Annotated in this window: 25 protein-coding genes; 16 read left to right on the top strand and 9 right to left on the bottom strand. The window is 69.1% G+C overall.

The window, feature by feature from the left end; genetic code table 11:
• Window positions 1-8 precede the first annotated feature (8 nt).
• Window positions 9-914 carry a haloalkane dehalogenase gene (locus ACLJRL_RS24265; RefSeq protein WP_410658548.1) on the top strand — a complete coding sequence of 302 codons (906 nt, stop codon included), beginning with the start codon at window positions 9-11 and terminating at the stop codon, window positions 912-914.
• Window positions 915-974: 60 nt separating this feature from the next.
• Here the strand turns inward: ACLJRL_RS24265 and ACLJRL_RS24260 are convergent, their stop codons facing one another.
• Complete coding sequence (locus tag ACLJRL_RS24260; protein WP_410658547.1) at window positions 975-2258, bottom strand: aspartate aminotransferase family protein; 1284 nt, start codon at window positions 2256-2258, stop codon at window positions 975-977.
• A 166-nt stretch (window positions 2259-2424) separates the two neighbouring features.
• On the opposite strand from ACLJRL_RS24260, the gene serS reads away from it, so the two are divergent.
• Together serS and ACLJRL_RS24250 are read left to right on the top strand one after the other, a co-directional pair.
• The gene (serS, locus tag ACLJRL_RS24255) at window positions 2425-3693 is read left to right on the top strand and encodes a serine--tRNA ligase (protein ID WP_410658546.1); all 1269 of its coding nucleotides are present in this window, start codon (window positions 2425-2427) and stop codon (window positions 3691-3693) included.
• Between the two features lie 26 nt (window positions 3694-3719).
• Window positions 3720-4721 carry a DUF3558 family protein gene (locus ACLJRL_RS24250; protein WP_410658545.1) on the top strand — a complete coding sequence of 334 codons (1002 nt, stop codon included), beginning with the start codon at window positions 3720-3722 and terminating at the stop codon, window positions 4719-4721.
• A 3-nt stretch (window positions 4722-4724) separates the two neighbouring features.
• Here ACLJRL_RS24250 and lhgO read toward each other — a convergent pair whose 3' ends face one another.
• Window positions 4725-5975 carry an L-2-hydroxyglutarate oxidase gene (gene lhgO, locus ACLJRL_RS24245; RefSeq protein ID WP_410658544.1) on the bottom strand — a complete coding sequence of 417 codons (1251 nt, stop codon included), beginning with the start codon at window positions 5973-5975 and terminating at the stop codon, window positions 4725-4727.
• Between the two features lie 14 nt (window positions 5976-5989).
• On the opposite strand from lhgO, the gene ACLJRL_RS24240 reads away from it, so the two are divergent.
• Together ACLJRL_RS24240 and ACLJRL_RS24235 are read left to right on the top strand one after the other, a co-directional pair.
• On the top strand, window positions 5990-6607 hold the full coding sequence (locus ACLJRL_RS24240) for a TetR/AcrR family transcriptional regulator (RefSeq protein ID WP_410658543.1): 618 nt from the start codon (window positions 5990-5992) through the stop codon (window positions 6605-6607).
• Window positions 6604-7098: a nuclear transport factor 2 family protein gene (locus ACLJRL_RS24235; protein WP_410658542.1), complete on the top strand. Its 495-nt coding sequence runs from the start codon at window positions 6604-6606 to the stop codon at window positions 7096-7098. The genes ACLJRL_RS24240 and ACLJRL_RS24235 overlap by 4 nt, the downstream gene beginning before the upstream one ends.
• A gap of 61 nt (window positions 7099-7159) precedes the next feature.
• Here ACLJRL_RS24235 and ACLJRL_RS24230 read toward each other — a convergent pair whose 3' ends face one another.
• Together ACLJRL_RS24230 and ACLJRL_RS24225 are read right to left on the bottom strand one after the other, a co-directional pair.
• The gene (locus tag ACLJRL_RS24230) at window positions 7160-8695 is read right to left on the bottom strand and encodes an MFS transporter (RefSeq protein ID WP_410658541.1); all 1536 of its coding nucleotides are present in this window, start codon (window positions 8693-8695) and stop codon (window positions 7160-7162) included.
• Window positions 8692-9789, bottom strand: a complete 1098-nt coding sequence (locus ACLJRL_RS24225) for a C45 family autoproteolytic acyltransferase/hydolase (RefSeq protein WP_410658540.1) — start codon at window positions 9787-9789, stop codon at window positions 8692-8694. The genes ACLJRL_RS24230 and ACLJRL_RS24225 overlap by 4 nt, the downstream gene beginning before the upstream one ends.
• 129 nt (window positions 9790-9918) lie before the next feature.
• On the opposite strand from ACLJRL_RS24225, the gene ACLJRL_RS24220 reads away from it, so the two are divergent.
• Window positions 9919-10137, top strand: coding sequence for a hypothetical protein (locus tag ACLJRL_RS24220; protein ID WP_410658539.1), 219 nt, complete (start codon window positions 9919-9921; stop codon window positions 10135-10137).
• Window positions 10134-10826 carry a hypothetical protein gene (locus ACLJRL_RS24215; protein WP_410658538.1) on the top strand — a complete coding sequence of 231 codons (693 nt, stop codon included), beginning with the start codon at window positions 10134-10136 and terminating at the stop codon, window positions 10824-10826. The genes ACLJRL_RS24220 and ACLJRL_RS24215 overlap by 4 nt, the downstream gene beginning before the upstream one ends.
• Here ACLJRL_RS24215 and ACLJRL_RS24210 read toward each other — a convergent pair.
• Complete coding sequence (locus ACLJRL_RS24210; RefSeq protein ID WP_410658537.1) at window positions 10808-13930, bottom strand: BTAD domain-containing putative transcriptional regulator; 3123 nt, start codon at window positions 13928-13930, stop codon at window positions 10808-10810. The two genes, ACLJRL_RS24215 and ACLJRL_RS24210, sit on opposite strands and share 19 nt — an antisense overlap.
• Window positions 13931-14048: 118 nt before the next feature.
• Between ACLJRL_RS24210 and ACLJRL_RS24205 the strand changes: the two genes are divergently transcribed.
• From ACLJRL_RS24205 to ACLJRL_RS24190, 4 genes are all read left to right on the top strand, one after another.
• Complete coding sequence (locus ACLJRL_RS24205; RefSeq protein WP_410658536.1) at window positions 14049-15182, top strand: DegT/DnrJ/EryC1/StrS family aminotransferase; 1134 nt, start codon at window positions 14049-14051, stop codon at window positions 15180-15182.
• A gap of 7 nt (window positions 15183-15189) precedes the next feature.
• The gene (locus ACLJRL_RS24200; RefSeq protein WP_410658535.1) at window positions 15190-16119 is read left to right on the top strand and encodes an NAD-dependent epimerase/dehydratase family protein; all 930 of its coding nucleotides are present in this window, start codon (window positions 15190-15192) and stop codon (window positions 16117-16119) included.
• Between the two features lie 64 nt (window positions 16120-16183).
• On the top strand, window positions 16184-17380 hold the full coding sequence (locus ACLJRL_RS24195; protein WP_410658702.1) for a glycosyltransferase family 4 protein: 1197 nt from the start codon (window positions 16184-16186) through the stop codon (window positions 17378-17380).
• Complete coding sequence (locus ACLJRL_RS24190) at window positions 17367-17993, top strand: acyltransferase (RefSeq protein ID WP_410658534.1); 627 nt, start codon at window positions 17367-17369, stop codon at window positions 17991-17993. The genes ACLJRL_RS24195 and ACLJRL_RS24190 overlap by 14 nt, the downstream gene beginning before the upstream one ends.
• Here the strand turns inward: ACLJRL_RS24190 and ACLJRL_RS24185 are convergent, their stop codons facing one another.
• Window positions 17994-18584 (bottom strand): hypothetical protein, encoded by a 591-nt coding sequence (locus tag ACLJRL_RS24185; RefSeq protein ID WP_410658533.1) that lies wholly within the window; start codon window positions 18582-18584, stop codon window positions 17994-17996.
• A gap of 138 nt (window positions 18585-18722) precedes the next feature.
• Here ACLJRL_RS24185 and ACLJRL_RS24180 point away from each other — a divergent pair, with 138 nt between their 5' ends.
• Window positions 18723-19289 (top strand): Uma2 family endonuclease, encoded by a 567-nt coding sequence (locus ACLJRL_RS24180; protein WP_410658532.1) that lies wholly within the window; start codon window positions 18723-18725, stop codon window positions 19287-19289.
• A 118-nt stretch (window positions 19290-19407) separates the two neighbouring features.
• Window positions 19408-19980, top strand: a complete 573-nt coding sequence (locus tag ACLJRL_RS24175; protein WP_410658531.1) for a copper resistance protein CopC — start codon at window positions 19408-19410, stop codon at window positions 19978-19980.
• Window positions 19981-20088: 108 nt separating this feature from the next.
• Here the strand turns inward: ACLJRL_RS24175 and ACLJRL_RS24170 are convergent, their stop codons facing one another.
• Entirely contained in the window at window positions 20089-20739 is a 651-nt protein-coding gene (locus tag ACLJRL_RS24170) for a hypothetical protein (protein ID WP_410658530.1), read from the bottom strand.
• Window positions 20740-20853: 114 nt separating this feature from the next.
• Here ACLJRL_RS24170 and ACLJRL_RS24165 point away from each other — a divergent pair, with 114 nt between their 5' ends.
• Window positions 20854-21363 (top strand): SigE family RNA polymerase sigma factor, encoded by a 510-nt coding sequence (locus ACLJRL_RS24165; protein WP_410658529.1) that lies wholly within the window; start codon window positions 20854-20856, stop codon window positions 21361-21363.
• Complete coding sequence (locus ACLJRL_RS24160; RefSeq protein ID WP_410658528.1) at window positions 21360-22109, top strand: hypothetical protein; 750 nt, start codon at window positions 21360-21362, stop codon at window positions 22107-22109. The genes ACLJRL_RS24165 and ACLJRL_RS24160 overlap by 4 nt, the downstream gene beginning before the upstream one ends.
• Before the next feature lie 77 nt (window positions 22110-22186).
• Here ACLJRL_RS24160 and ACLJRL_RS24155 read toward each other — a convergent pair whose 3' ends face one another.
• Complete coding sequence (locus ACLJRL_RS24155) at window positions 22187-23146, bottom strand: Gfo/Idh/MocA family protein (RefSeq protein ID WP_410658527.1); 960 nt, start codon at window positions 23144-23146, stop codon at window positions 22187-22189.
• Window positions 23143-24249, bottom strand: a complete 1107-nt coding sequence (locus ACLJRL_RS24150) for a DegT/DnrJ/EryC1/StrS family aminotransferase (RefSeq protein ID WP_410658526.1) — start codon at window positions 24247-24249, stop codon at window positions 23143-23145. The genes ACLJRL_RS24155 and ACLJRL_RS24150 overlap by 4 nt, the downstream gene beginning before the upstream one ends.
• A 174-nt stretch (window positions 24250-24423) precedes the next feature.
• On the opposite strand from ACLJRL_RS24150, the gene ACLJRL_RS24145 reads away from it, so the two are divergent.
• A complete protein-coding gene (locus ACLJRL_RS24145; RefSeq protein ID WP_410658525.1) occupies window positions 24424-25155 on the top strand; it encodes a UDP-N-acetylglucosamine acyltransferase in 732 nt (243 codons plus the stop codon).
• Window positions 25156-25162 lie beyond the last annotated feature (7 nt).

Here is a 25162-nt window from a genome sequence, read left to right as displayed (position 1 = left end):
TGGGTGCCGTGCGCCTTTTGAGGACTCCAGACGATCGGTTCTCGGACCTGCCCGATTTCGACTTCGAACCGCGGTACGCGGAACTCGTGGACCTCCACGGCGGCGTGATCAGAGTGGGTTACGTGGAAGCGGGGCCTGCCGACGGCCCGCCTGTCCTGCTGCTCCACGGCGAGCCGACCTGGTCCTACCTCTATCGCAAGGTCATCCCGGCGCTCGCCGATGCCGGGTTGCGCGCGATCGCGCCCGACCTGGTCGGCTTCGGCCGGTCCGACAAGCCGGGCGACATGGTCGACCACACCTTCCAGCGTCACGTCGAGTGGATGCGAGCCTTCGCCTTCGACGTGCTGGACCTGCGGGACGTCACCCTGGTCGGCCAGGACTGGGGCGGCCTGATCGGCCTGCGGCTGGTCGCCGAGAACCCGGACCGCTTCGCCCGCGTCGTCGCGGCCAACACCGGCCTCCCGACCGGCGACACGGACATGCCCGAGGTGTGGCACAAGTTCCGCGAGACCGTCGAGAACGCCCAGGTCCTCGACGTCGGCCGGTTCGTGCAGTCGGGGTGCCAGACCAAGCTGTCCGAGGCGGTCCGCGCCGCCTACGACGCGCCTTTCCCGAACGAGATGTACAAGGCCGGGCCACGGGCGATGCCGTCGCTGGTGCCCGTCACCCCGGAGGACCCGGCCACGCCCGCCAACCGGGCCGCGCTGAAGGTGCTGGCCGAACTGGACAAGCCCTTCCTCGTCTCGTTCTCCGACGGCGACCCGATCACCGCGCCGTGGGGCCTCGAACTGCGGGGCTCGATGCGCGGTGCCCGTGAGCTGGAGCATCCGACGATCACCGGCGCCGGTCACTTCCTCCAGGAGGACGCCGGCGGCCGGCTGGGCGACGTCATCGCCCGTTTCGTCAAGTCCTGAGTGCTATGAACGAGTCTTTCCTTGCAAAATTCGCAAGGAAAGACTCGTTCATAGCGTTCGTCAGGAGAGGGCACCCAGGGCGTCGGTGATGATCCCGAGGCCTTCGGCGGCCTCGTCGGCGGTGAGCGTCATCGGCGGCGCGATCCGCAGGACGTTGCCGTGCAGCCCGCCCTTGCCGATCAGCAGCCCGCGCGCCTTGGTCTCCTCCATCATCCGCGTGGCGGCCTGCGGGTCGGGCTCCATGCCGCCCGGTTTCACCAGTTCGACGCCGATCATCAGGCCCTTGCCGCGGACGTCGCCGATCAGCGGATGCCCCGAAGCGCGCAGGCCGGCGAGCAGTTCGTTGCCCCGCGCGAGCGCGTTGGCCTGCAGGTCTTGGTCGGCGATGTGGTCGAGTACCGCGGTCGCGCCCGCCATCGCGACCGGGTTGCCGCCGAAGGTCGAGATCGAGTTCGCGGTGAGGCAGTCGACGAGGTCGCCGCGGGCCACGAGACCGCCGATGGCGAGACCGTTGCCGAGGCCCTTCGCGAAGGTCATCGCGTCGGGGACGACGTCGTGCGCCTGGATGCCCCAATAGTGTTCCCCGGTCCGGCCCCAGCCGGTCTGGACCTCGTCGGAGATGAACAAGATCCCGTACTGGTCGAGGACCTCCTTCATCGCCTTGAACAGGCCGTCCGGCGGTGAGCTGAACCCACCGACGCCCTGGATCGGCTCGGCGATCATGCAGGCGACGTCGCCCGAAGTGCCCGTCTCGAGGACGTCGACCAGGTCCGCGACGCACGCGTCGATGTACGCCGAATCCGAAAGCTCCCGGAACGGGCTCCGGTAGCGGTAGCCGCCGTGGACGTAGCTCACCTTCACCGGGCTGAGCGACGACGCCGACCAGCCGCGGTTGCCGGTGATGCCGACCGTCGCGAACGACCGCCCGTGATACGAGTTCCGCATCGCCAGCACCTGGTTGCTGCGCCGGTACTGGGTGGCCAGCATCAGCGCGGTGTCGTTGGCCTCGGTCCCGGAGTTGGTGAAGAACACCTTCGCGTCCGGGATGCCGGAGAGCTTCGCGATGCGCTCGGCCAGTTCGACCTGCGAGCGGATCAGGTACAGCGTCGAGGTGTGCAGGATTCCCGTGTCGAGTTGCTTGCGCACGGCGTCGCTGATCGCCGAGACGTCGTAGCCCATCGAGTTCGTCAGGATGCCCGCGAAGAAGTCGAGGTAGCTGCGCCCGGTCGAGTCGATGACCCGGCGGTCCTGCGCGTGCACGATCTCGATCGGCTCGTCGTAGTACAGCGCCAGCCACGACGGGAGTACCGCCTTGTGCCGCGCCAGCAGCTCCGCATCGGTCATCGGGTTTCTCCGTCCGCAGCAGGGAGATCTCAGTATGGGGACGGCCCGAAACGGGCGACAACGATCAGACTGTCGGGTTCTCCGCGCGGGCCCGCACAGTGTGTACGCGGGAGTTACGGGGAAACTGCCTCGAAGTGCGCGAAGTCCGGGGACTACCCTTCTCTCCGTGATTGACCCCAGGACTCTGCGCGATGACCCGGACGTTGTGCGCGCTTCGCAGCGCGCCCGTGGCGAGGACGAAGGAGCGGTCGACAAGCTGCTCTCTCTCGACTCCCGCCGCCGGTCTTCGATCGCCGCCGCCAACACGCTGCGCGCCGAGCAGAAGTCGCTGGGCAAGCTCGTCCCGAAGGCGCAGGGCGACGAACGGGCCGCGCTGCTCGCCAAGGGGAAGGACCTCGCCGCCCAGGTGAAGGCCGCCGAGGTCGAGCAGACCGAGGCGTCGGAGGAGTTCGAGCAGCTGCACCGTCTGGTGCCGAACCTGGTCCACCCCGACGCGCCCGAAGGCGGCGAGGACGACTATGTCGTGCTCAAGCACGTCGGTGAGCCGGTGAAGTTCGACTTCAAGCCGAAGGACCACCTCGAACTGTGCGAGGGCCTCGGCGCGCTCGACATGGAGCGTGGCGCGAAGGTCTCGGGCTCGCGGTTCTACTTCCTCACCGGAATCGGCGCTCAGCTGCAGCTCGGCCTGCTGAACATGGCCATCGCGCAGGCGACCGCGAACGGCTTCACCCCGATGATCACGCCGACCCTGGTGCGGCCGGAGATCATGGCGGGCACCGGTTTCCTCGGCGCGCACTCGTCGGAGGTCTACCGCCTGCGCGACGACGACCTGTACCTCGTCGGCACGTCCGAGGTCCCGCTCGCCGGCTACCACGCCGACGAGATCCTGGACCTGGGCAAGGGCCCGAAGCGCTACGCGGGCTGGTCGTCCTGCTACCGCCGCGAGGCCGGTTCGTACGGCAAGGACACCCGCGGCATCATCCGCGTCCACCAGTTCGACAAGGTCGAGATGTTCGTCTACACGCGTCCCGAGGACGCCGAGGCCGAGCACGCGCGCCTGCTGGACTGGGAAGAGCAGATGCTCGCCAAGATCGAGGTCCCGTACCGGGTGATCGACACCGCCACCGGCGACCTCGGCACCTCCGCGTACCGGAAGTTCGACTGCGAGGCGTGGGTGCCGTCGCAGGAGGCCTACCGCGAGCTGACCTCGACATCGAACTGCACGACGTTCCAGGCCCGCCGCCTCGGCATCCGCTACCGCGACGACGACGGCCGCCCGCAGACCGTCGCCACGCTGAACGGAACGCTCGCCACCACCCGGTGGATCGTCGCGATCCTGGAGAACCACCAGCTCGAAGACGGCTCGGTCCGGGTCCCCGAAGCGCTTCGTCCCTTCCTCGGCGGAACCGAGGTGCTCGAGCCCACATCGAAGTGAGGTTCGAGCCGATGAGGAGGGGACGCATGGGGTTTCGGATTTCGGTCGCGGCCGGACTGACGGTGCTGGCGCTCGGCGGCTGCACGTCGACGGTCGGTGGTTCGGCCTCGCCGGTGCCGGGGCAGGGACCGGTGATCACGAAGGCCGACCCGTGCGCGCTGATCACCCAGGAGGACGCGGGGGCCTTGGGCGTCCAGTACCCGGGCAAGGAGCGGCCGGCGCGGAAGGAACAGAAGGTTCCCGCGGTCTGCCGGTTCACGGAACTGGACGACGCGCCCAAGGCGTCGAGCCTCGAGGTGTCGTTGAGCAAGGACCTGTCCTTGAACGACTACATGAACGGCGCCAACCCGGGTGAGAAGTTCGGTATCGGCGGCTTCACCTGGACGCGGTACGCCACCATCCTCGGCCCGAACTACTGCTCGCTGACCACGGAGATCAGCCCGGATTCGTTCGTCGAGGTCACCAGCGACAGCCCGGACCACACCGAGGCCAACGCGTGCGACCTGGCCAAGGCGGCGGCCCCGGCCGTGGCGGCGAAGCTGCCCGGCGGGGAAAAGGACCCGAAGCTCACCCCGCCGCCGGGGCAGAAGCCGCCGGAGGCGGGCGGGCCGCTGGTGAACACCGACCCGTGCACGATGCTCAAGGCCGACCAGACGGCCACGTTGCGGCTGGGTCCCACCGGCGAGCCCATGAAGTCGTCGTCCGACCCGAACGTGGTCGGCTGCGAATGGGGCGACACCGACGGGGAGAAGGGCGAAAAGGCGTTCGACCTGTGGTTCTACCCGGCGAAGGCCATCGCCGACGTCCCCATTCTGACCTCGCAGGGCGAACCGGCGGACTTCGATTCGGGCGACCGTAAGTGGAAGCTCTACACGAGGCCGGGCGAAAAGGTGTGCGCGGCGGGACTCGCGATGACCGAGACCTCGACCGTGGCGATCATCGCGGGCAACCTCGACGATCCCGCGAAGGCGTGTGACGTGATCAAGGCGGCCGTCCCGCTGATGAACGCGAACCTGCCGACGGCCTAAGCGCTAGGCGGCGACCTCGTCGGCGATGTACTTGGCGATCTCCAGCGCGCTGGTCGCCGCCGGCGAGGGCGCGTTGAGGACGTGCACCTGGTCGCGCGCGGTCTCGATGAGGAAGTCGTCGACGAGTGCGCCGTCCGGGCGCAGCGCCTGCGCCCGGACACCGGAGCCGTGGCGCACGATGTCGTCCTCGGTGACGGCGGGGACGAGGCGGGCGAGGCTTTCGGCGAAGCGGCGGCGCGAGAACGAGCGGCGGACTTCGTCGAGCCCGGTCGGGTAGGCGTATTTGCGCGCCAGCCGCCAGACGCCGGGGAACCGGGCCACTTCGGCGAGGTCCTTCGCGGAGACGTCGCGCCAGGTGTAGCCCTCGCGGCGCAGCGCGAGCACCGCGTTGGGGCCGGCGTGCACGCTGCCGTCGAGCATCCGGGTCAGGTGCACGCCGAGGAACGGCAGCGACGCGTCGGGGACCGGGTAGATCAGGCCGCGCACCAGATGGCGGCGTTCGGGCTTCAGTTCGTAGTACTCGCCGCGGAACGGCACGATCCGCGCGCCGGGGGTGAGCCCGGCGAGGCGCGCGACGCGGTCCGCGTGCAGGCCCGCGCAGTTGACGAGCGCGTCCGCGTGGATCACGTCGTCGCCGGTCGCCACCTCGACGCCGCCGTTGCGGCCCGCGCGGATACCGAGCGCCGGGGTGCCCAGGCGCAGGTCGGCGTCGGATTCGTCGAGCAGGCGGACGAGCGCGGTGCAGACGGCGGGGAAATCGATGATGCCGGTGGACTCGACGCGCAGCGCGGCCACGCACGAGACCTCGGGTTCGTACTCGCGGGCCTCGGCCGGGGTGATCAGCTTCGCCGGGACGCCGTTGGCTTCGGCCCGTTCGGCGAGCACCTTCAGCGCGGGGAGTTCGGCTTCGGAGGTGGCGACGACGAGTTTGCCGCAGACCTGCACCGGCACCCCGTACTGCCGCGCGAAGTCCACAATGGACCGGTTGCCCGCGGTGGACATCCTGGCCTTGAAGGAACCCGGCTTGTAGTAGAGCCCCGCGTGCACGACGTTCGAGTTGTGCCCGGTCTGGTGGGCCGCCCAGCGGTCCTCCTTTTCGAGCACCGTGACGTCCAGGCCTCGCCTGGTCAGCTCCCAGGCCACGGCGAGACCGACGATTCCGCCCCCGATGACTACGACTGTACGCACGATCGACCAGGTTACCCGGAGCGCTACCTGACAGCTGTCAGGTTCGGTGGTAGCGTACCTAACCAATGTCAGGTAAGAGGTTGAGCCCAGGTCCTCGGTTAAGCAGGGATGAGCGGCGGGAGCGGATCCTGTCCGCGGCGGCGCGGGTGTTCGCCGCCTCCGGGTACGACGCGGCGGGAATGCGCGAGGTCGCGACGGCGGCCGGGATCAGCACTCCCGTGCTCTACGACCACTTCCCGTCCAAGGCGCGGCTGTACGCCGGGCTGCTGGAGTCCGAAGTGGACAGTCTGCTGGCGGGCTGGGAAGGGCTGCCGACGTCGGGCAGCGTCGAGGAACTGCTGCGCAGCCGCGTGGCGGCGATCTTCGCCTGGATGGAGACGAACGAACGCGGCTGGCGGATGATCTTCGCCGAAACGCCGTCGGATCCCGCCGTCGCCGAAACGCACCGGCGCGGGCAGGCCAGGGCCACCGGTCAGCTGACCGAGGTGTTCGCGCGGGTCCCGGGGCTGGCGCTGACCGCCGACCTGCCGCGCGAACGCGCGAACGAGGCGCTCGCCGAAGCGGCGAAAAGTGCGCTGAACGCCATCGCCACCTGGTGGTGGAGCAACCGCGACATTCCCCGGGAGCAGGTCGTCGCGCTCACCGCGGACCTGTTGTGGCGCGGTCTGGGAGCCCTGTTTCAGGAGGAGAACGAATGAACGTGGAAACCACCGAGCGGTACCGCCGTGCCGCCGAGACGAGCGATGTCGCCTTGGCGCTGAGCGCTTTCGCGCCGGACGCCGTGGTGCGTTCGCCGCTGACCGACCGCGTCCGGTTCACCGGGCACGCGGAACTGGGACCGTTGCTGGAAGTCGCGTACTCGCACCTGCGCGACGTCCGGTTCCACACCGACACCGGCGACGAGACGACGCGGGTCATCGTCTACACCGCGCGGATCGGCGACGAGAAGATCGAAGAGGCGACGGTGCTGAAGCTCAACGAGGACGGGCTCATCGCCGAAGCGACGTTGTTCGTGCGGCCGCTGCCCGGGCTCGTCGCGCTGATGGACGCCTTCGGCCCGGACATCGCCCGCCGCAACGGCCGCACCTTCGCGGCCCGCTTGCTCTCCGTGGCCGCGAAACCCCTGCTGGCCATGGTCCGGTCCGGCGACAAACACGCCGTCCCCCTAGCCGGCCCCAAACCCGCCTGAAGTCCGTGAAGGCCACCTTGAGGGACTCTGAGTCCCTCAAGGTGGCCTTCACGGACAATGCTCACCCCGCGTGGACGGGGGTGGGGGTGGGTGTGTCTTCGAGGATCTTCGGGACCCCGCGCAAGGTGAAGAGCGCGCTGATGGCCAGGAGCGCCATCAGGCCCGACGAGCACAGCATCGTCAGCTGCAGCCCGTCGACGAACGCCAGTTTCGCGTTGGTCAGGATCACCGCGCCCTGCTCCGGCGGTAGCTGCGCCGCGACCTGGACCGCGCCGCCGAGCGTGTCCGCGATCGCCCCGGCCGCTTCGGGCGGCACCCCGGCCGGGACGACGAGGTCGTTCCGGTAGAGCGCGCCGAGCACGCTGCCGAGGATCGCGATCCCCAGTGCCCCGCCGAGTTCGGTCGCGGTCTCGGAGATCGCCGACGCCGCACCGGCCCGGGCCTTCGGCACCACGCCGAGCACGGTGTCCGTCGCGACAGCGAGGATCAGCGCCAGGCCGAAGCCGAAGACGATCATCGCGGCCAGCAGATCCGTGTAGACGATCGTGACCCCGATGCCGGAGTACAGCGCGAAGCCGACCGCCGACAGGCCACATCCCGTCGCGATGGTGACCGCCCGGCCGAAGGCCTTGATCAGCAACGGCGTGCACACGCCGCCGATGATCGCGGCGCCCATCCCCGGCAGCCCGGCGAGCCCGGCCTTCAGTGGCGACCAGCCGATGACCAGTTGCAGGTACTGCGCGAACATCACGGAGACCGCGAGCTGCGCGAACATCGCCAGGATGGTGGTGCCGATGGTCGCCGAGAACGCCCGTTGCGCGAACAGCTTCAGATCCATCAGCGGTTCGGCCAGTCGCGGCTGCCGCAGCAGGAACGTCAGCAGGCAGCCGAGCCCGAGTACCCCGGCGACGGCGATGTCCCAGTGGCCCCAGCCCTTGTAGGCGATTTCCTTGATCGTGTAGACGATCCCGACCATGCCGATGATCGACAGCAGCACGCTGAGCACGTCGATCCGGCCGGGCGAAGGGTTCTTCGACTCGGGGAGGATCAGTGCGCCGGCGATCACCATGATCACCACCACCGGCACGTTGACCAGGAACACCGAACCCCACCAGAAGTGGTCGAGCAGCACGCCGCCGACGAGCGGTCCCATCCCGAAACCGAGGATCGTCAGCCCGCTCGAAATGCCGATCGCCGCCGCGCGTTCCTTGCCGGTGAACACGTTCCGCACGATCGAAAGCGTCGAGGGCATCAGCGTCGCGGCGGCGATCCCGAGCAGCACGCGGGCGACGATCAGGAGTTCCGCCGTCGGCGCGTACGCCGTGATCACCGACGCGACGCCGAACAGCGACGCCCCGATCAGCAGCAGTTTCTTCCGCCCGACGCGGTCGCCGATATTGCCCATCGTGATGAGCAGCCCGGCGAGCGCGAAGCCGTACGCGTCGGCGATCCACAGCATTTCCGTGGTCGACGGGCGCATCTCTTCCGACAGCGACGGCAGCACCAGGTGCAGCACGGTCAGGTCGATCGCGATCAGCAGCTGAGCCAGCACGCAGACCGCGAGCGTGCCGATCTTGCGGCTCTTGCTGATGTTCACCTCGACACGCCGAAGGTGAGTTCCGGCGAGTGACGGGCGGTGCCGTTGTCGCCGTCGCCGAGGTAGAACCGGGTGCTCATGGTGCGGGCCGCCGGGTCGAAGACGCTGCGCCACAACGTCCGCCACGGCGCGCCCGGCTCGATCGCGACGGACACCGCGTCGAGCGCCTCGCGCGGGCCGGCGTCCGCTTCCTTGGTGATGGTGCGCAGCCGCTGGTAGGTCAGCATGGTGTCCGGGGTGTCCTCCGGCAGCGCGTCGAGGTCCGGATGCCGGTGCAGCAGGTGGTTCGTGACGCACAGCGGCCCGTCCGCGACCTCGACGAAGTACTCGATGTCGTGCGCGCCGCGCTCGTAGACGAAGCCCTTGCCGGAGGCGTCGGCGACGATGTAGTGGCAGGGCGCGCCGTGCGTGTACTGCTTGGCGAGCATCAGTGCTTCCTTGGCCTCCTCGACGGTTTCGCACGTGTCGAGCAGGTAGCGGCCGACCTGAGGTACCGAAAGTCCTGCCTGCGGACCGGGGTCGTGGTCCAGCATCGTGGCGGCTTCGATGTCGGCCATCAGCAGCGCGAAGACCAGCCCGGCCTCGTTGACGCCCTCCATCGCACCGTCCACTGTGGACATGGTGAGCGACGTCGAGGCGATGCCGTCGTCGGGGATCGTGCTCAGGACGTAGGGCCGCGACGCCATCGGCGCCGTCCCGTCGGCGACCGGTTCCACACCGGCCAGCACCGCGCCGAGCTGGGTGTCGCTCAAGGTGAAGAAGTCGTAGTTCCGGCCGAGCGTGCTGCCCGTCCACAGCGCCGAGCAGCCCGACCCGGGGGGCAGCGCGGTGGCGTTGTCGAACGCGACCGCCGCGTCGGCGGGCAGCCCGTACGCCTCGGCGAACCCGGCCGTGCGCGCGGCGTACTGCGGCCAGTTCCGGTCGAACCAGATCCGGCGCGCCCTGGCCACGAGCGGGTCGATCGGCGGCGGCGACCAGGACGTGCGCGCCTTCATCTCGGCGCCGAGAGCCTGGCCGATCTCGGTCTGGGAGCCGCGCAGGGTCAGGTGCCGCACGGCGAGGAAGTCTTCGGGAGAGCCCGCGATGTAGGTCATGGCCGGGAGCGTGGCCGCCGTCGCTGACCGCCCGCGCACGGTCCGCTGACAGGATTTCCGTGTCATCGGAATGTCATGTGCCCCGCGCGAAAGTTCTCTCATCACAGGAACGACGAAGCGAGGGATTCCATGCTGAGCAACAAGGTGTACATCATCGCGGGGGGCGTCTTCACCGTTCTCTTCATCGCGCTCGCGATGACCGAGTTCTCCACCGGCTACCCGGAGGACGGCCTGCAGGACCTGTTCTACGCCGCGTTGAGCGCCGTCGCCGGAACCGTGCTCTACGTCCTCGACCGCCGTCAGCGTGAGCGCCGCGCCGCCGCCGAAACGCAGCGTGACGCCCGATGAGGAACATCGACAGCGGCTACGACGGTTTTATCGCCGCCCCTGACCAGGCCGCGCTCGAACGCCGCGAACGGGATGTGCGCAAGGGCAAACTCGCGCTGGCCCTGACCGTCGTCGGCGGGTTCGTCGCGCTGATCGCGGGCTACAACGTCCTCGTGGACTTCTCCCCGGTCTCGCTGGTAGTGACGATGATCGCCTTGGCCGTCGCCGTCGGTGGCGGCGTCCTCACCAAACAGCTGATGCGCAACGTGCGGTTCCGGGTGCACAAGCCGAACGCCGGACTGGTCGGCGCCGCGAAGCTGACAGGGCTCCTCGTAGCCTTCTTCGCGGTCGCCGCCTTGCTCGGCACGATCGAGGCGCCCGGTGCGCTACGCATCGTCCTGATCGCCTGCGGCTGCGGCGCCATCGCCTACGTGAAGTCGCTGCACGACCAGCAGTGGGTGCTCTTCGAACTCGACGCGGTGGGCGTCCGGGTCGAGCGGACGGTCGTGCCGTGGCGCGACGCCACCCGGCTCACCATCGACCCGGTCGGCCCCGGGATGACCCGGCTGGGCGTGATCCCGGCCGGCGCGGCGCCGCTGTTCGTCGCCGTGCAGGACAGCGAACTGGACTCACGGCTCCTCGGGGACGCGGTCGGCCGGTTCGCGCCGAGGGGGATCCAGCTGAGCTCCGTTCAGAACCGGGCCAGTTGAGCGGCGCCGCGCAGGGCGAGCCCTTGGCGGTAGGCCAGGTCGAAGTCGTCACCGAGCAGCTCCCGCACGTTCGCGCGGAGCAGGGCGGAGTCCAGGTCGGCGGCGAACGGGGTGCCCCGCACGGTCACCGCCGCGCCGATCAGGACGGCCGCCTGCTCGGGGTCGTTCCGCAGCAGCGCGACACCGGCGAGGCCCTCGACGGCGCAGGCCACGGTGGTGCTGTCGTTCCACCGGCCCGCCGACGTGAGCGCCTGCCGGTGCAGTTCTTCGGCTTCGTCGGCGTCGCCCTCGGCGGCCGAGACCCAGCCGAGCGAGATCTGGGCGCCCGCACGGACTCCCTCCGAGGCGAACGAACCGCCGGGGCATTCCGAAAGCGCGAGTTCGCTCAGCGCGCGGGCGGCCGCGAGGTCGCCTTCGTGCCGGGCGAGGAACGCGAGCCCGATGTACCCGGCCGCCCGGCTTTCCGGCATCCCGGCGCGGCGCGCGATCTCGATGGCGAGTTCGAAATCCGCCCTCGCCCCGGCGGCGTCGCCCTGGAGCAGCTTGCCGCCCCCGCGTCGGCAGAGCAGATCCGAGTTGTCGTCGGCCGCGCCGAGCTCCCGCATCAGCACGAGCGCCTCGTCCATCGTTCCGAGCGCTTCGGCATGCCGGTTCGTCCAGATCAGGATCTGCGAAAGATGGTCCAGCGCCATCGAGAGGCCCCAGCGTTCCCCGAGCTTCCGAAACGCCGCCACCCCCGTGCGCAGATAGCTTTCCGCCTCTTCGAGATCGCCTCGCATCAGCGCGCGGAGCCCGTAGCCGGTCGGTGCGAGCGCCAGGCTCCACGCGTCGCTGTGGGCCAGCAACGCCTCGCTGCGCTTGATCAGGTCGGCGTCGTCACCGGGCGGGCCGGTCACGACGCCCAACAGCAGCAGCAGCGCCGGGTTCCGCGGCGCTCGCACCATGTTCAGCGTGAGGTTGTCCACGGCCGGGAAGTGCCGGTCGAGGGCTTCATGGCCGTGCACTCCGGAGGCGGCACTGAGCACGCAGAGCTGGTACTCCTCTTCGAGCCCGTCCGGCGGTCGCGGATCGAGCCGTTTGATCACTTCGAGACTCAGCGTCGCGCCTTCGAACCGGCGCCCGCGCATCCACCAGTACGTCACCAGTGAGGACACCAGCCGCAGCGCGATCCGCACGTCGGCCTCGGCCGCCCAGCGCAACGCGGCCAGAAGGTCGTCGTAGACGGCGTCCAGGCGGTCGAGCCAGATCAGCTGGACGCCGGTGCGCAGCAGCGGGTCGGCCTTTTCGGTGAGCTTGACGAAGTGCTCGGCGTGCCTCCTCCTCAACCGGTCGGTCTCGCCGGCTTCGGCGAGCTTTTCGGCGAAGAAGGCCCGGATGGTTTCGAGCATCCGGTACCGGTCGCCGGAGCGTTCCACCAGCGATCTGTCCACAAGGGACGGAAGCAGGTCGGCGGTGTCCGGTACGTCGCAGAGCACTTCGGCGTCGGCCAGGGTGGTGCCGCCCGCGAACACGGTCAGCCGCCTGCCGAGCCGCCGCTCGTCCTCGTCGAGCAGGTCCCAGCTCCACTCGACGACGCCCCGCAGCGTGCGGTGCCGGGTCTCCGCGCTCCGGCTGCCGCGGGAAAGCAGCCGGAAGCGGTCGTCCAGCCTGGTCGCGATCTCGCCGACCGGCAGCGTCCGGACCCGGGCGGCGGCGAGTTCGATCGCCAGCGGCAGCCCGTCGAGCGCGGCGCAGATCCGCTGGACGTCGCCGGCGGTGGCGTCGTCGACGGCGAACCCCGGGTCGTTGGCCCGCGCGCGATCGGCGAACAGCCGCACGGCGGCGAACTCCAGCGACCGGTCCGGTGAGGTCCCCGGCGGCGGCACGGCGAGCCGCGACACGGGGGAGACGATCTCGCCGGTGATGCCGAGCGGTTCGCGGCTGGTGGCGAGCACACGCAGCGCCGCGGACGAGCCGAGCAGCCGGGCGGCGAGTTTCGCGGCGGCGTCGACGAGGTGCTCGCAGTTGTCGAGCACCAGCAGCACCGCCCGGTCGGCCAAGGCGTCGATCAGCCGCTCCACGGGCTCGTTCTCGACGCGGGCGGTCGCCGCGCCGAGCGGCGTCGTGCGCAGGCCGAGCGCGGTCAGCACGGCCTGGGCGACGTCGGGATCCCCGGTGTAGGGCGCGAGTTCGACGAACACCGCGGGAAGGTCCGACCCGGCCGCCGCCTCGACGGCCAGCCGGGTCTTGCCCGTCCCGCCGGGGCCGGTCAGCGTCACCAGCCGGGAGCGGTCGAGCTGGTCGAGTACGTGCCGGAGGTCGCCTTCGCGCCCGATGAAACTGGTCAGCTGCGCGGGCAACGACACCGCCGCGGTCTTGGGCGGAGGCGGCGTCTCGCCACGCAGCACGGCCAGGTGCGCGGCGGCGAGTTCCGGACCCGGATCCGTGCCGAGTTCCTCGGCGAGGACGCGGCGGGCGTCCTCGAACGCGGTGAGCGCGTCGGCGTGGCGGCCGCCCTGGTGCAGCGCGCGGATCAGCAACGCCCGCGGCCGTTCCCGCAGCGGCTGCCCGGCCACGATCTCGCGCAGGGCGGTGAGCACGTCCTCGTGCCGTCCGAGCTCGAGTTCCGCCTCGGCGTGGTCTTCGAGCGCCGACGTCCTGAGTTCGTTCAGCCGGGTGACCTGCGGGTCCCGGAACGGCGCGTCGGTGATGTCCGCGAACGCCGGACCCCGCCAGAGCCCGAGTGCTTCGCTGAGCAGACCGGCCGCGTGGGTGGCGTCCCCGGCCGCGAGGGTGCGGCGCCCCTCGGCCGCGAGCCGCTCGAACCGGTGCACGTCGACGTCGTCGGGCTCCACGGCCAGCCGGTACCCCGCCGGGCTGAACTCGACGGGCGCGAGATCCTTCAGCGCGGCCCGCAGCCGCGAGACCTGCGACTGCAGCGCGTTCGCCACACCTTCCGGGGGCCGCTCGCCGTAAAGACCGTCGATGAGCCGCTCGGCCGGGACGACCCGGCCGGCCTCCAGCGCCAGCAACGCGAGCAACGTCCGGACCCTGGGCCCGCCGACCGGGACGGTGGTGCCGTCTTCGCGACGCACCGCCGTCGCCCCCAGAACGCCGAATCGCATGGGGCAAGACTAGGGCGTCCGCGCGTGGGTGGTGGTTGACCTGGGCGGATCCAGCCCGCCCGAGCGCGGCGGACGGGCGTCTATACACTTCGGCGCGTCCCCACGCAACGGGAGAGAGATGTCTGAGAGCCAGGAACCTGTCGTCCTCGGTCAGCCGACCGTCGGCGACGAGGAGCTCGCCGCGGTGGCGGAAGTCTTCCGGTCCGGCTGGCTGGCCGGTGCCGGCCCCGCTTGCCGCCGTTTCGAAGAGCGCTTCGCGAAGACCGTCGGTACCGCGCATGCCCTGACCACCAGCAACTGTGGATCCGCACTCTTCCTCGGGCTGCGTGTTCTCGGCGTGAAGCCGGGCGACGAGATCATCGTCGGCGACTACACCTTCCCCGCCACCGGCCACGCCGTGCTCCAGGCCGGCGCGACCCCGGTGTTCGCGGACATCCGCCCGGACATCTGGAGCGCCGACCCGGCCTCGATCGAAGCCCTGATCACCCCGCGCACCGTCGGCATCCTCGCCGTCGACGTCGCCGGCCAGCCGGGCGACTTCGACGAATACCGCGCCATCGCCGACAAGCACGGGCTGTGGCTCTTCGAGGACGCCGCCTGCGCCGCGGGCGCGACCTACAAGACCCGGCCCGCCGGCAGCCTCGCCGATCTGGCCGCGTTCTCCTTCCACGGCCGCAAGGGCATCACCGCGGGCGAAGGCGGCGCGCTGGTCTCGGACCGCGAAGACCTCATCGCGCACGCACGCAAGCTGCACACCTACGGCATCGAGCCCGCCATCACCCGTGAGGGTTCCGGCGCGCTGCCGATCCCGGAGTTCCACGAGCTGGGCTACAACTTCCGGCTCTCGGACGTGCAGGCCGCGATCATGAACGTCCAGCTGGACCGGCTCCCGGACCTGCTCTCGGCCCGCCGTTCGGTGGCCAAGCGCTACCACGAGGTCTTCGAGAACCTGCCCGGCCTGGACGTCCCGGTGGAGCTCCCGGACCGCGAGCACCCGTGGCAGGCCTACATCCTCACCGTCGCCCCGGAAATCGACCGGGACGCGCTCGCCCTCCGGATCCGCGAGCAGGGCGTGCAGTGCAACTTCGGCACCTACGCCTCGCACCTCCAGCCCATTTACGGCAAGAAGCAGACCTTGCCGGTTTCGGCGGACCTCTTCGCCCGTCATCTCGCCATCCCGATGCACGCCAACCTCACCGAGGCCCAGGTCGACCGGGTCATCGGGACCGTCAGCGCCGCACTGCCGAGCTAGGAGAGAAATGCCCGACAAGAAGGTCCTCTTCACCGGGGGCGGCGGTTTCATCGCCGCGCACGTCATCCCGATGCTGATCGAAGACGGCTACACCGTCCGCATCTTCGACAACATGACGCGCGGTGACCGTGCCCGGGTGAACGAGTTCATCGCCACCGGCAAGGTCGAGCTCGTCGAGCAGGACGTGCGCTACGGCGGCGCCGTGCGTGAGGCCATGCGCGGCTGCACCCACGTGATCCACTTCGCCACCGTGTCGATCAACAAGTCGGTCGCGGACCCGCACGAGTCCATCGACATCAACATGGTCGGCAACCACAACGTCTTCGCCGCCGCTGCGGCCGAGGGTGTCGAGCGGCTCGTGTTCGCCTCGACCGCGTCCGTCTACGGCGACCCGAAGCGGCTGCCGATGCACGAGGACGACGAGCTCAAGCCGCTCACGCCGTACTGCATCTCAAAGCGCGCCGGCGAGGACATGCTCGGCTTCTACGAGCGCACCAAGGGCCTGTCCTGGAACGCCCTGCGGTTCTTCAACGTGTACGGCCCCGGCCAGAAGATCGAGGCCTACTACACGTCGGTGATCAACCACTTCATCCAGCGCCTGCGCGCCGGACAGCCGCCGGTCATCGACGGCCGCGGCGACCAGTCGATGGACTTCGTGCACGTCACCGACCTCGCCCGCGCCGTCGTCTCGGCGCTGACGTCGGAGAAGGCCAACGTGCCGATCAACATCGGCACCGGGATCGACACCTCGATCGCGACACTGGCGAAGATCCTCATCGACGCCGTCGGCGTCAACGTCGAGCCGCAGTTCAACGAGCGCGACGTGCTGGTTTCCCGCCGCGCGGCGGACATCACCCGCGCCCACGAGGTCCTCGGCTGGGAGCCGAAAATCTCGGTGGAAGAGGGCATGCACGAACTGGTGAAGGCCTCGGAGTGAGCCCCGCCGACGTACTCGTCTCCGCGGAGGCGGCGTGGTGATGGCGCCAGGGGAGAGCCGCGCCATGCGCATCGCCGTCGTCAACAACTTCTTCCCGCCGAGGGTGGGCGGAAGCGCGCACATGGCGGCGTCCCTGGCCGAGCAGTACGCGGCGCGCGGGCACGAGGTGCTCGCGATCACCGCGGCCTACGGCGATGCCCCGGCCGACGAGACGAAGGACGGCTACCGCGTCGTCCGCCTGCCCGCGGTGAAGATGCCGCAGCTGGGCCTGTCGATCGACTTCGACATGACCTTCGCCTCGCTGCGGCCGGGGAACTGGCGGCGGCTGTGGAAGCTGCTGGACGAGTTCAAACCGGACGCCCTCCACCTGCACGGGCAGTTCTTCGACCTGTCGTGGCTGGCCGGGTTGTACGCGCGGCGGCGGAAACTGCCGATGCTGCTGACCATCCACACGTTGCTGATCAGCGACAACAAGCTGTACGGCGGCGTTTTCCGGTTCCTGGACACGGTTCTGGTGAACCCGATCCTGCGCTATCTCAAGCCGCGGTACGTCATCCTCGACAAGCTCGGGGTGGACTACTGCGTCGAGCGCTACGGCACCAGCGACGACAACTCGGACTACTTCCCGATCGCCGTCGACACCGGGAACTTCGAAAAGCCTCTGTCCAAGGACGTCCGTGAGGAACACGGTCTCGGGGACGGTCCGGTGATCGTCTCGCTCGGGCACGTGATCCCGCTGCGGAACCGGCTCCCGCTCGTCGAGGCGCTTCCGTCCATTTTGGACAAGCACCCCGGCTTGAAGGTGCTCGTCGTCGGCCGCGTCTACCACGACGTCTTCCTGAAGCGGGCCCAAGAACTGGGCGTCGCCGAGGCCATCATCGTCACCGGTGCGGTGCCGAAGGCGGACGTGCCGGCGTACTTCGCCGCGGCCGACATCGTCACGCACGACCTCAACGGCGGCTGCGGCACGGCATCGCTGGAGGCGATGCTCTCGGGCACCGCGACCATCGCTTCGGTCACCGAGGACAACTACCCCGGCATCGAACTGCGCAACGGCGAGAACATCCTGCTGGTGCGGCCGGACGACAGCGAGGCGGTGGCGAACACCGTCATCGAACTGCTCGACGACCCTCAGATGCGCGCTTTGGTGGCACAGCGCGAAAGCGCGATGGTGCGGGCCAACTTCGGCCTCGACGTCGTCGCGGACGAGCACCTGCGTACCTTCGACAAACTGGTGACCGAGGCCGATGTTCTTCGATGACGAGCGCAGCAACCGGCTGCGCCCGCAGATCCTGACCGAACTCGTCTCGCAGTACATGAACGACGCCGAGCGCGCGAAGTTCTACGGACTGCCCGAGTCGACGCGGGTCCGCGAGCGGGTCAAGATCATCAGCCCGGAGAACCTGAAGATCGGCGAACACTGCTGGATCGGCGAAGGCGCCGCACTCGACGCGAGCGGCGGGCTGGAGATCGGTGAGCACACCAGCATCGGCCTCAACACGCTGATCTTCACGCATTCCAGCTGGCTCGCGAACATGACGCTGCAGAACCACTCCGGCAGCGACCTCATCGAACGCAAACCGGTGAAGATCGGCAAAGGCTGCTTCATCGGCGGCCTCGTGGTGATCATGGCCGGCGTGACGATCGGCGATTTCGCCACCGTGCAGCCGAACTCCGTGGTGGCCAAGGACGTCCCGCCGCGCACCCTGGTCGCCGGCAACCCGGCGCGGGTGTTCCAGCGCTACGACGACGAGTACATCCAGTCCGAAGTGGAGCGAGTGCGCGGCGAGAACGCGCGCCGCCGGGCGCTGGCGGAGGAACGCGGGGAGACGTCGTCGTCCTGGGGCGCCCCGGCAGGCGACTTCACGGAGTAGCTAGAGGCGTTCGGCGAGCAGCTTCGCGATCGCCTGGTAGGACTCGGTCCGGGTCTTGGCGATGTCGAGAACGGCGAGCCGGACTTCTCCTCGACTGAGCTTGCCGACCACCAGGACCGTCTTGGCCGGGTCTTTGCCCGACTCGCAGTAGACCGTCTTGTCGCCGACACCGTCGAGGGCGGTGATCGGTTCGCGGCAGTTCGCCTTCGCCGTGGCGTCCACGAACGCGACGCTGGTCGTACTGCCCTTCGGAACGACGATCTGCAGATGCGGCGCGGCGGCGGCCGTCTGCTGGGCACTTTCGTAGAGGCAGCCGTACCGCTTTTCCGTAGGCCCGCCCACATGCGCCTCCTGCTCCAAGGGCTTGCTTTCGGCGGAGAGACCGGTGAACCAGGCAAGCTCGGAGACCGCGAGGAACGGGCACGCGTCGAGGATCAAAGGCGGCGAGGCGGGCAGCGGGGTCGACGGGACCGTGGTCTCGTACGGGTAGGGCTCCGGCGCCCTCGAACGGACGGGAACGGTGACCGTGATCGAACAGGCCGTCACCGAAAAGAGCAGGCCGACGGCTAGGAACCCCCAGGTTCTTCTCATCTCCGCAATGTATCCGACCTGCGAAAACTTGCGTAGCGGCAACTCCGCTGAGCGGCCGTTCACTACGGTGTGTAGTGATACCGTTTCGAAGAAACCATGGGAAGATGGTCTGGCGATCACCGGTGAAGGAGGAGTTCGATGAGTGTCGTGCAGTGGCCTCACCGCCTCCTGACCCTCGACGACTGGGCTGGTATGCCGGAAACCCCGGAGCACCGGGTCGAAGTCGTTGAAGGGGTCCTCGTCGTGTCGCCGCGTCCGTTGTACTTTCACCAGCGTGCGGTCAATCGCCTGACGTACTGGCTCGACGAGCAGACGTCTCCGGAGATGAGCGCGATGGGAGAGGCCGAAATGGTCATCACCGTCGCGCCACTGACGATCCGCGTGCCCGATGTGCTGGTGATCTCCGCCGTGGTGGCCGATGAAAACCCTGCCAGGGCATCTGCCGAGGACGTGCGGCTCGTGATCGAGGTCCTCTCCGAGGGCACCGTGCGCACCGACCGGGTCACCAAGTTCTCCGAGTACGCCGAAGTCGGGATCGAGCATTACTGGATCGTCGACCTCGACGATCCGGCGAGCATGATCACCTATCGTCTGGTCGACGGTGATTACGAGAATTTCGGCGAGCACACCGGCAAGGTGAGCCTCGACTTCGACGGCGCCCCGCTGTCGTTCGATCTCGACGCGCTGACCACGCGGCGCCCCTGATCACAGCGCTTCACTTTGAATCGGCCTTTTCGCCGATTCCGGCCACGGCGCGGAATCACCGGTTCGTCACCTCCGACTACTAGGCTCGACGGGGGAGTTCCCGGGTGGAGGGTGTCAGATGAGGTTCAAGCGGTTCGGTGCGTCGTTGCTGGTCGTGGGGTTGGCGCTGGCCATTGCCGCGGCCCCGGCAATGGCCCATTCGGAGCTGAAGAGCAGTGACCCGGCGAGGGGTGCTTCGCTGGCGACGCCGCCGACGCAGATCAAGCTGATCTTCTCCGGTCCGGTCACTCTCGCCGCCGACCCGATCCAGATCACCGGGCCCGAAAACGCCTCGTGGACGATCGGGCGGGCGGAGGTCGCGGGGAGCGTCGTCACCGCGCCGGTCCAGGCTGTCGGGCCCGCGGGCGAGTACACGCTGCGCTACAAGGTGACGTTCGAGGACACTCACGCCGCGAGCGGCTCGGTGAAGTTCAACCTGAGCGCGCCGGTCGCCCCGCCCGCGCCGCTGTCCTCCAGCAGTGCGGCCCCGACGTCCCAGGCGGCTCCGGTGAGCAGTGCCACGCCGGCTCCGCAGGCTCAAGAGCCCGCTGTCGACGAGCTGCTGCCGGGATGGGTCTGGATCCTGCTCGTGGTCGCCGTGGTCCTCGCCGGTCTGGTCGCCGCGCTCCGCCTGATCCGGCGCAAGAACTGACGTGAAGGCCTCCTTCCCTACTCCATCCATGCCCCCGCCGCCGCCCTCAACGGACGCGCTACGCGCGCAGGCTGGATTCAAGGTAGGGAAGGAGGCCTTCACGGAACGTCAGCCGTGGCCGACGCCGGTGTTGCCCGCGGGCAGCTTCTTGCCCGAGGCGTCGAAAGCGGCCAGGCCGGCCGGATCGTTGGCCGAGTCGAACCAGAACACGACGATCTTCGGGTCCACGCTCCACGCCGCCTGGTGCGCGGTGACGGTCTTGCCGTTGATCTTCGCGGTGATCTTCGCGGCCGGGCCGGCGTAGTAACCGAACGACGGGATGCCGTTCAACCCGCCGGACACCGCGTGGAATCCGGGCGCCTTGTCGGAGCCCTTGAATTCGTTGGCGACGGTTCCCGCGGTCACCTTGCCGTCGGCAGACCGGTGCCCGGCCATGATGCCGAACGTGGTCTCCGGAAGCTGCTCGACGTCGACCTTGACGCCGTAGAACACCAGCTCACCGGCGTCCCCCCGGACACCGGTGCCGATGACGTCGCCCCACGGGGTGTTGTCGGGTTCCTCGACCGAGCGGGCCGGAGCGGCGGCCGGGGCCTCGACCGGTGCGGCCGGGGCGGGCGCCACCGGTGCGGCCGGGGCGGGGGTCGCGTTCGCGGTCAGCGTGCCGGCGAGCACGAGCGCGGCACCGGCGACCAGGATCCCGCCGCTCACCAGCAGGGTCCTGGCCTTGACCTTGCCGGTAGCGGGAACGGGTGATTCCATTTGGTGTTCCTCCCAGGAGTCGAAGATCGTTCCTAGACTTCTACGAGGGAGCGACCGGAAAGGTTGAGGCAACCTTTCCGGCGACCAACCGTCGAAACGGATGTGGGATTCCAGGTGGCTCGCGGGGATGACGAGTTCGTCGAGTTCGTCCGGAACTCGTCGAGCCGTCTGCAGCACGCCGCCTTCCTGCTGACCAGCGACAGGCACCAGGCCGAGGACGCCGCCCAGACGGCGCTCGCCAAGACGTATGCGGCCTGGTCGCGGGTCCGCCGCAAGGACGCCTACGCCTACGCGCGGCAGGTCCTGGTCAACCACATCATCGACGGCTGGCGGCGCCCGATCCGCGAGAACGCGACCGAGGAGATCCCCGAGCGGCCGAGCGGCACGGACCTCGCCGGTGCCGTTGTCCAGCGGAAATGGCTGCTTGACGCGTTGCGTACGCTCACAGACCGGGAGCGGGCCGTCATCGTGCTCCGGCACTTCTTCGACCTGAAGGAGGCCGATGTGGCGGGTGAGCTGGGTGTCTCGGTGGGCACCGTGAAGAGCACCAACTCCCGCGCCCTGACCAAGCTGCGGATCACCGCGGAGGACGGAACGGAACTGATCGGCGGACTGGGACGATGACCGACATCGAGACGCTGCGCTCGGCACTGCGGGAGACGCCTGCCGAGGAGTTCGCCGCGCCCGACATCGGCGCGATCATGACCAAGGGCAAGCGCATCCGCCGTCGCCGCCGGCTCGCGACCGGCGTGGGCGGGGTGGCGGCCGCCGCGGTGACGGTGCTGGTCATCGCCGGCGCGGTCGCCCTGCGGGAACCTTCGCAGCAGCAGTCACCGCTCCCGCCCGCGGCGAGCGCTTCGTCGCCTTCGTTGCCTCCGTCGTCGCCCGCCCCGACGGTCGCCACCGCGCCACCGCCCTCGCAGTTGGCGCCGCTGGGCGACGTGCTCACTCTCGGCGTCAAGGGTGAAGGCAACCGGGAGATGGTGCTCTACGCGTTCGCGATCGACGAGCCGACGTTGCCGGGCATCCGGTTCGGCCTGAAGGTCGGCTACCGCAACGCCGACGGCACCTACGACGGGCTGCTGGCCACCAACGAGGTCGGGGTCTCGGATCGTTCGTTCGGTTTCCACGCCACCGACGGCGGCGAGCTCATCGGGAACGACTTCATCCCGGTGTTCGGCTACTTCGCCGGTCCGGCGGTGCGGATCACCAGCACCGTCCGCGGCAAGCCGGTCGAGGCGAACGTCGTCCCCTGGAGTGAGGACCCGTCGGTCGTGATCTTCTGGTTCGACCACGCCCAAGTGGAGTCCTCGGACGTCCTGACCCCGCTCGTCGCCTACGACGCCAAAGGCCAGCGCCTCACCAAATAACGCAATTAGTCCTCTGGTCGCGGTACTTGCGTGTGCAAGGACCGCAACCAGAGGACTAAACGCGGAAGGGGGAGGGGTCAGGCAGCGGCCTGCGTGAGCACCTGGTCGACGACGGCGTGCGACGGCAGGATCAGGTCGCGCTCGGCGTCGGCGTCGATCTTGCCTTCGAGCAGCTCCAGGAAACGGTCCAGCTGGGTCGCGAGGGGCTCGCGCGCGGTGACCAGTTCCGGGATCTCGATGACGGTCTGCTGCCGGTAGCCGAGGCCGTCCTCGGTGACCGAGTCGTGCGAGATGTGCCGGTAGATGGTGACGTCGCGGCGGAGCAGGTCGATCTCGATCATGCGGTCCAATTCGGACACCCAGAGCGAACGGACCTTGCGCTGCCCCAAGCGGGACGCGGAAACCGTGGCGAGCCCGGACTCGAACGACAGCACCGTCTCGATGGTGTCTTCGGCGCCCTCGACCGAATTCGGGTGGAAGTAGCCGGCACCGGAGGCGACCCGCGCCGGGGTCGCGCCGCCGAAGAACTGGATCGCCAGGTCGACGTCGTGCACCAGAAGGTCCCACGCCACACCGGTCTTGATCCGCGGCGCGTACGGGCCGTGGCGACGGGCCATCAGGTGGATGGGCTCGTTGACCAGCGCCCGCGCGGTCATCACGGCCGGGTTGTAGCGCTCCAGGAGCCCGCACATCAGCGGGACGTCCTTCTTCGCCGACAGCCCGACGATCTCCTGGGAGAATTCGAGGCTGTTGCAGACCGGCTTCTCGACCAGCATCGGCTTGCCCTGGCCCAGAACCTCCTGTGCCAGCTCGTAATGCGCCTCGGTGGCCGAAGCGAGCACGACGGCGTCCACATCGGACAGTGAGCCGATTTCGGGCGTCCACTGGGTTTCGTACTTATCGGCGACCTTGCGGCCGGCCTCTTCGCGTGGGTCGATCACCCGGACGAGGTCGACGTGCTCGTTCGCGGCGAGGACACGGGCGTGCAGCGAGCCCATGTTGCCGGTGCCGATGAGGGCGATCTTGTGCGTGGTCATACGCCGAGTACCTCGCGAACCGTTTCGATGATGGTGTCCAGATCGGACTCGGTCAGGTGCGGGTGCACCGGCAGCGAAAGTGCCTGCGCGGCAACGGAAGCGGCCACGGGGAAGTCCGAGACCTTCGCCTCGGGGATCAGCGGGTCGTTCCGGTAGCAGTCGTAGTCGAAGACGATCTTCGGGTAGTAGATCCCGTTGCCGATGCCCCGCTCGGTGAGCGCGGCGGCGAGCTCGTCCCGCGAGAGGAAAGCGTGCGGGCCGACCAGCACGGTGTACTGGTGCCACACGTGCTCGCGGCCCGGCAGGACCTGCGGGAGGTCGAGACCCGGCGTGCCGGCGAGGCCCTCGGAAAGGCGCTTCGCGTTGGCCTGGCGGGCAGCGGTGAGCTGGTCGAGCTTCTCCAGCTGCGGGATGCCGACGGCGGCGTGCAGGTCGGTCATCCGGTAGTTGTGCCCGGCGACCTCGTACTGGTAGCGGGCGCGCATGCCCTGGTTACGCAGAACGCGCAGCGCGTCGGCCAGCTTGTCGTCATCCGTGGTGATGACGCCGCCCTCGGCGGTGGTGATGTTCTTGGTGGCGTACAAGGAGAAGCAGCCGATCCCGAAGGACCCGGCCGGCTTGCCCTCGAACGAAGCCCCGACGGCCTGCGCCGAGTCCTCGATCACCTTGAGGCCGTGCTCGGCGGCCAGCGGCGCGAGCTTGCCCATGTCCGCGGTCTGTCCGTAGAGGTGCACCGGCATCAGGACCTTGGTGCGGTCGGTGATCGCGCCGGCGACCGCGTCGGTGTCGATCGCGAAGTCGTCGCGCCGGATGTCGGCGAACCGGACGGTCGCGCCGGCTTCCAGGATCGCGTTCAGCGTCGCCACGAAGGTGAACGGCGAGGTGATGACCTCGTCGCCCGGCTTCAGGTCGAGCGCCTGGAGGGCGGCGACCAGCGCGGTGGTGCCGTTGTTGACGGCGATCGCGTGCTTCGTGCCGGATACGCTCGCGAACGCGTCCTCGAAGCGCTTGACCATCGGTCCCTGTGCGATGGCGCCGGATCGCAGCACCTCGACGACGAGGTCCTCCGCGTCACGGACGTCGACCACGGTAATGGGGATCATCTGCAAGTCTCTCTCGACTGGGCATTGCTTGCGTCTGGCGTTGTGGTGCGTCCGGTACAGTGAGCCGCCGGTTCTGCGTCCGGCCGCCCTCTCTGGCGCGGGCCACACGTTACCGGGAGCGCCAAGGCGCCCATTACCCCAGGCTGTCTCCCAGCCGCAACGAACGGATCTCACGTGGTGAACCGCATCCACCCGACAGCAGTCATCGGCGAGGGTGTCGAGCTCGGTGAAGACAACGTCATCGGACCGTTCACGGTCATCGTGGGCCCCACGCGCGTCGGTGACGGCAACTGGATCGGCCCGCACGTGACCATCGGCACCCCGGGTGAGGATCGCGGCCGCGAGCACCCCGCTGCCTGGGAATCCGCGCCGAACGGTGATCCGGATCACGACGGCCACGGCGTCGTCATCGGCAGCGGAAACCGCATCCGCGAGTACGTCAGCGTCCACCAGGGCACCTGGCGCACGACCACCATTGGCGACGGCGGCTACTTCCTCCGCGGCAGCCACATCGCGCACGACTGCCTCGTCGAGGACGCCGTCACGGTCGCTTCGAACGTCATCACCGGTGGCCATTGCCACATCTGGACCGGGGCGAACCTGGGCATGGGCGCGATCCTGCACCAGCGGGTCGTCATCGGCCCCGGGGCGATGGTCGGGATGAGCTCCGCGGTCCGCAAGGAGGTGGGCGCGTTCACCATCGCCGTCGGCAACCCCGCACGGGTGACAGGCGTCAATACGGTGGGGCTGTCCCGTCGAGGGCTGGACGACGCCACCATCGAGGCACTGGGACCGTGGCTGAAGGGTAAGGGCGGTCTCCCTGAGGACGGGCTGGCCGACCGGCTGCCCGGCGACCTCTCTACCTTGGTGAAGGCGTGGGACGCCCGTCCGCGCGAGGAGCACTAGGAGTCAC

Origin of the sequence: Amycolatopsis sp. lyj-112 (assembly GCF_046549055.1) — a bacterium.
Lineage (GTDB): Bacteria > Actinomycetota > Actinomycetes > Mycobacteriales > Pseudonocardiaceae > Amycolatopsis.
This window is presented reverse-complemented; position numbering and strand designations above follow the sequence as displayed.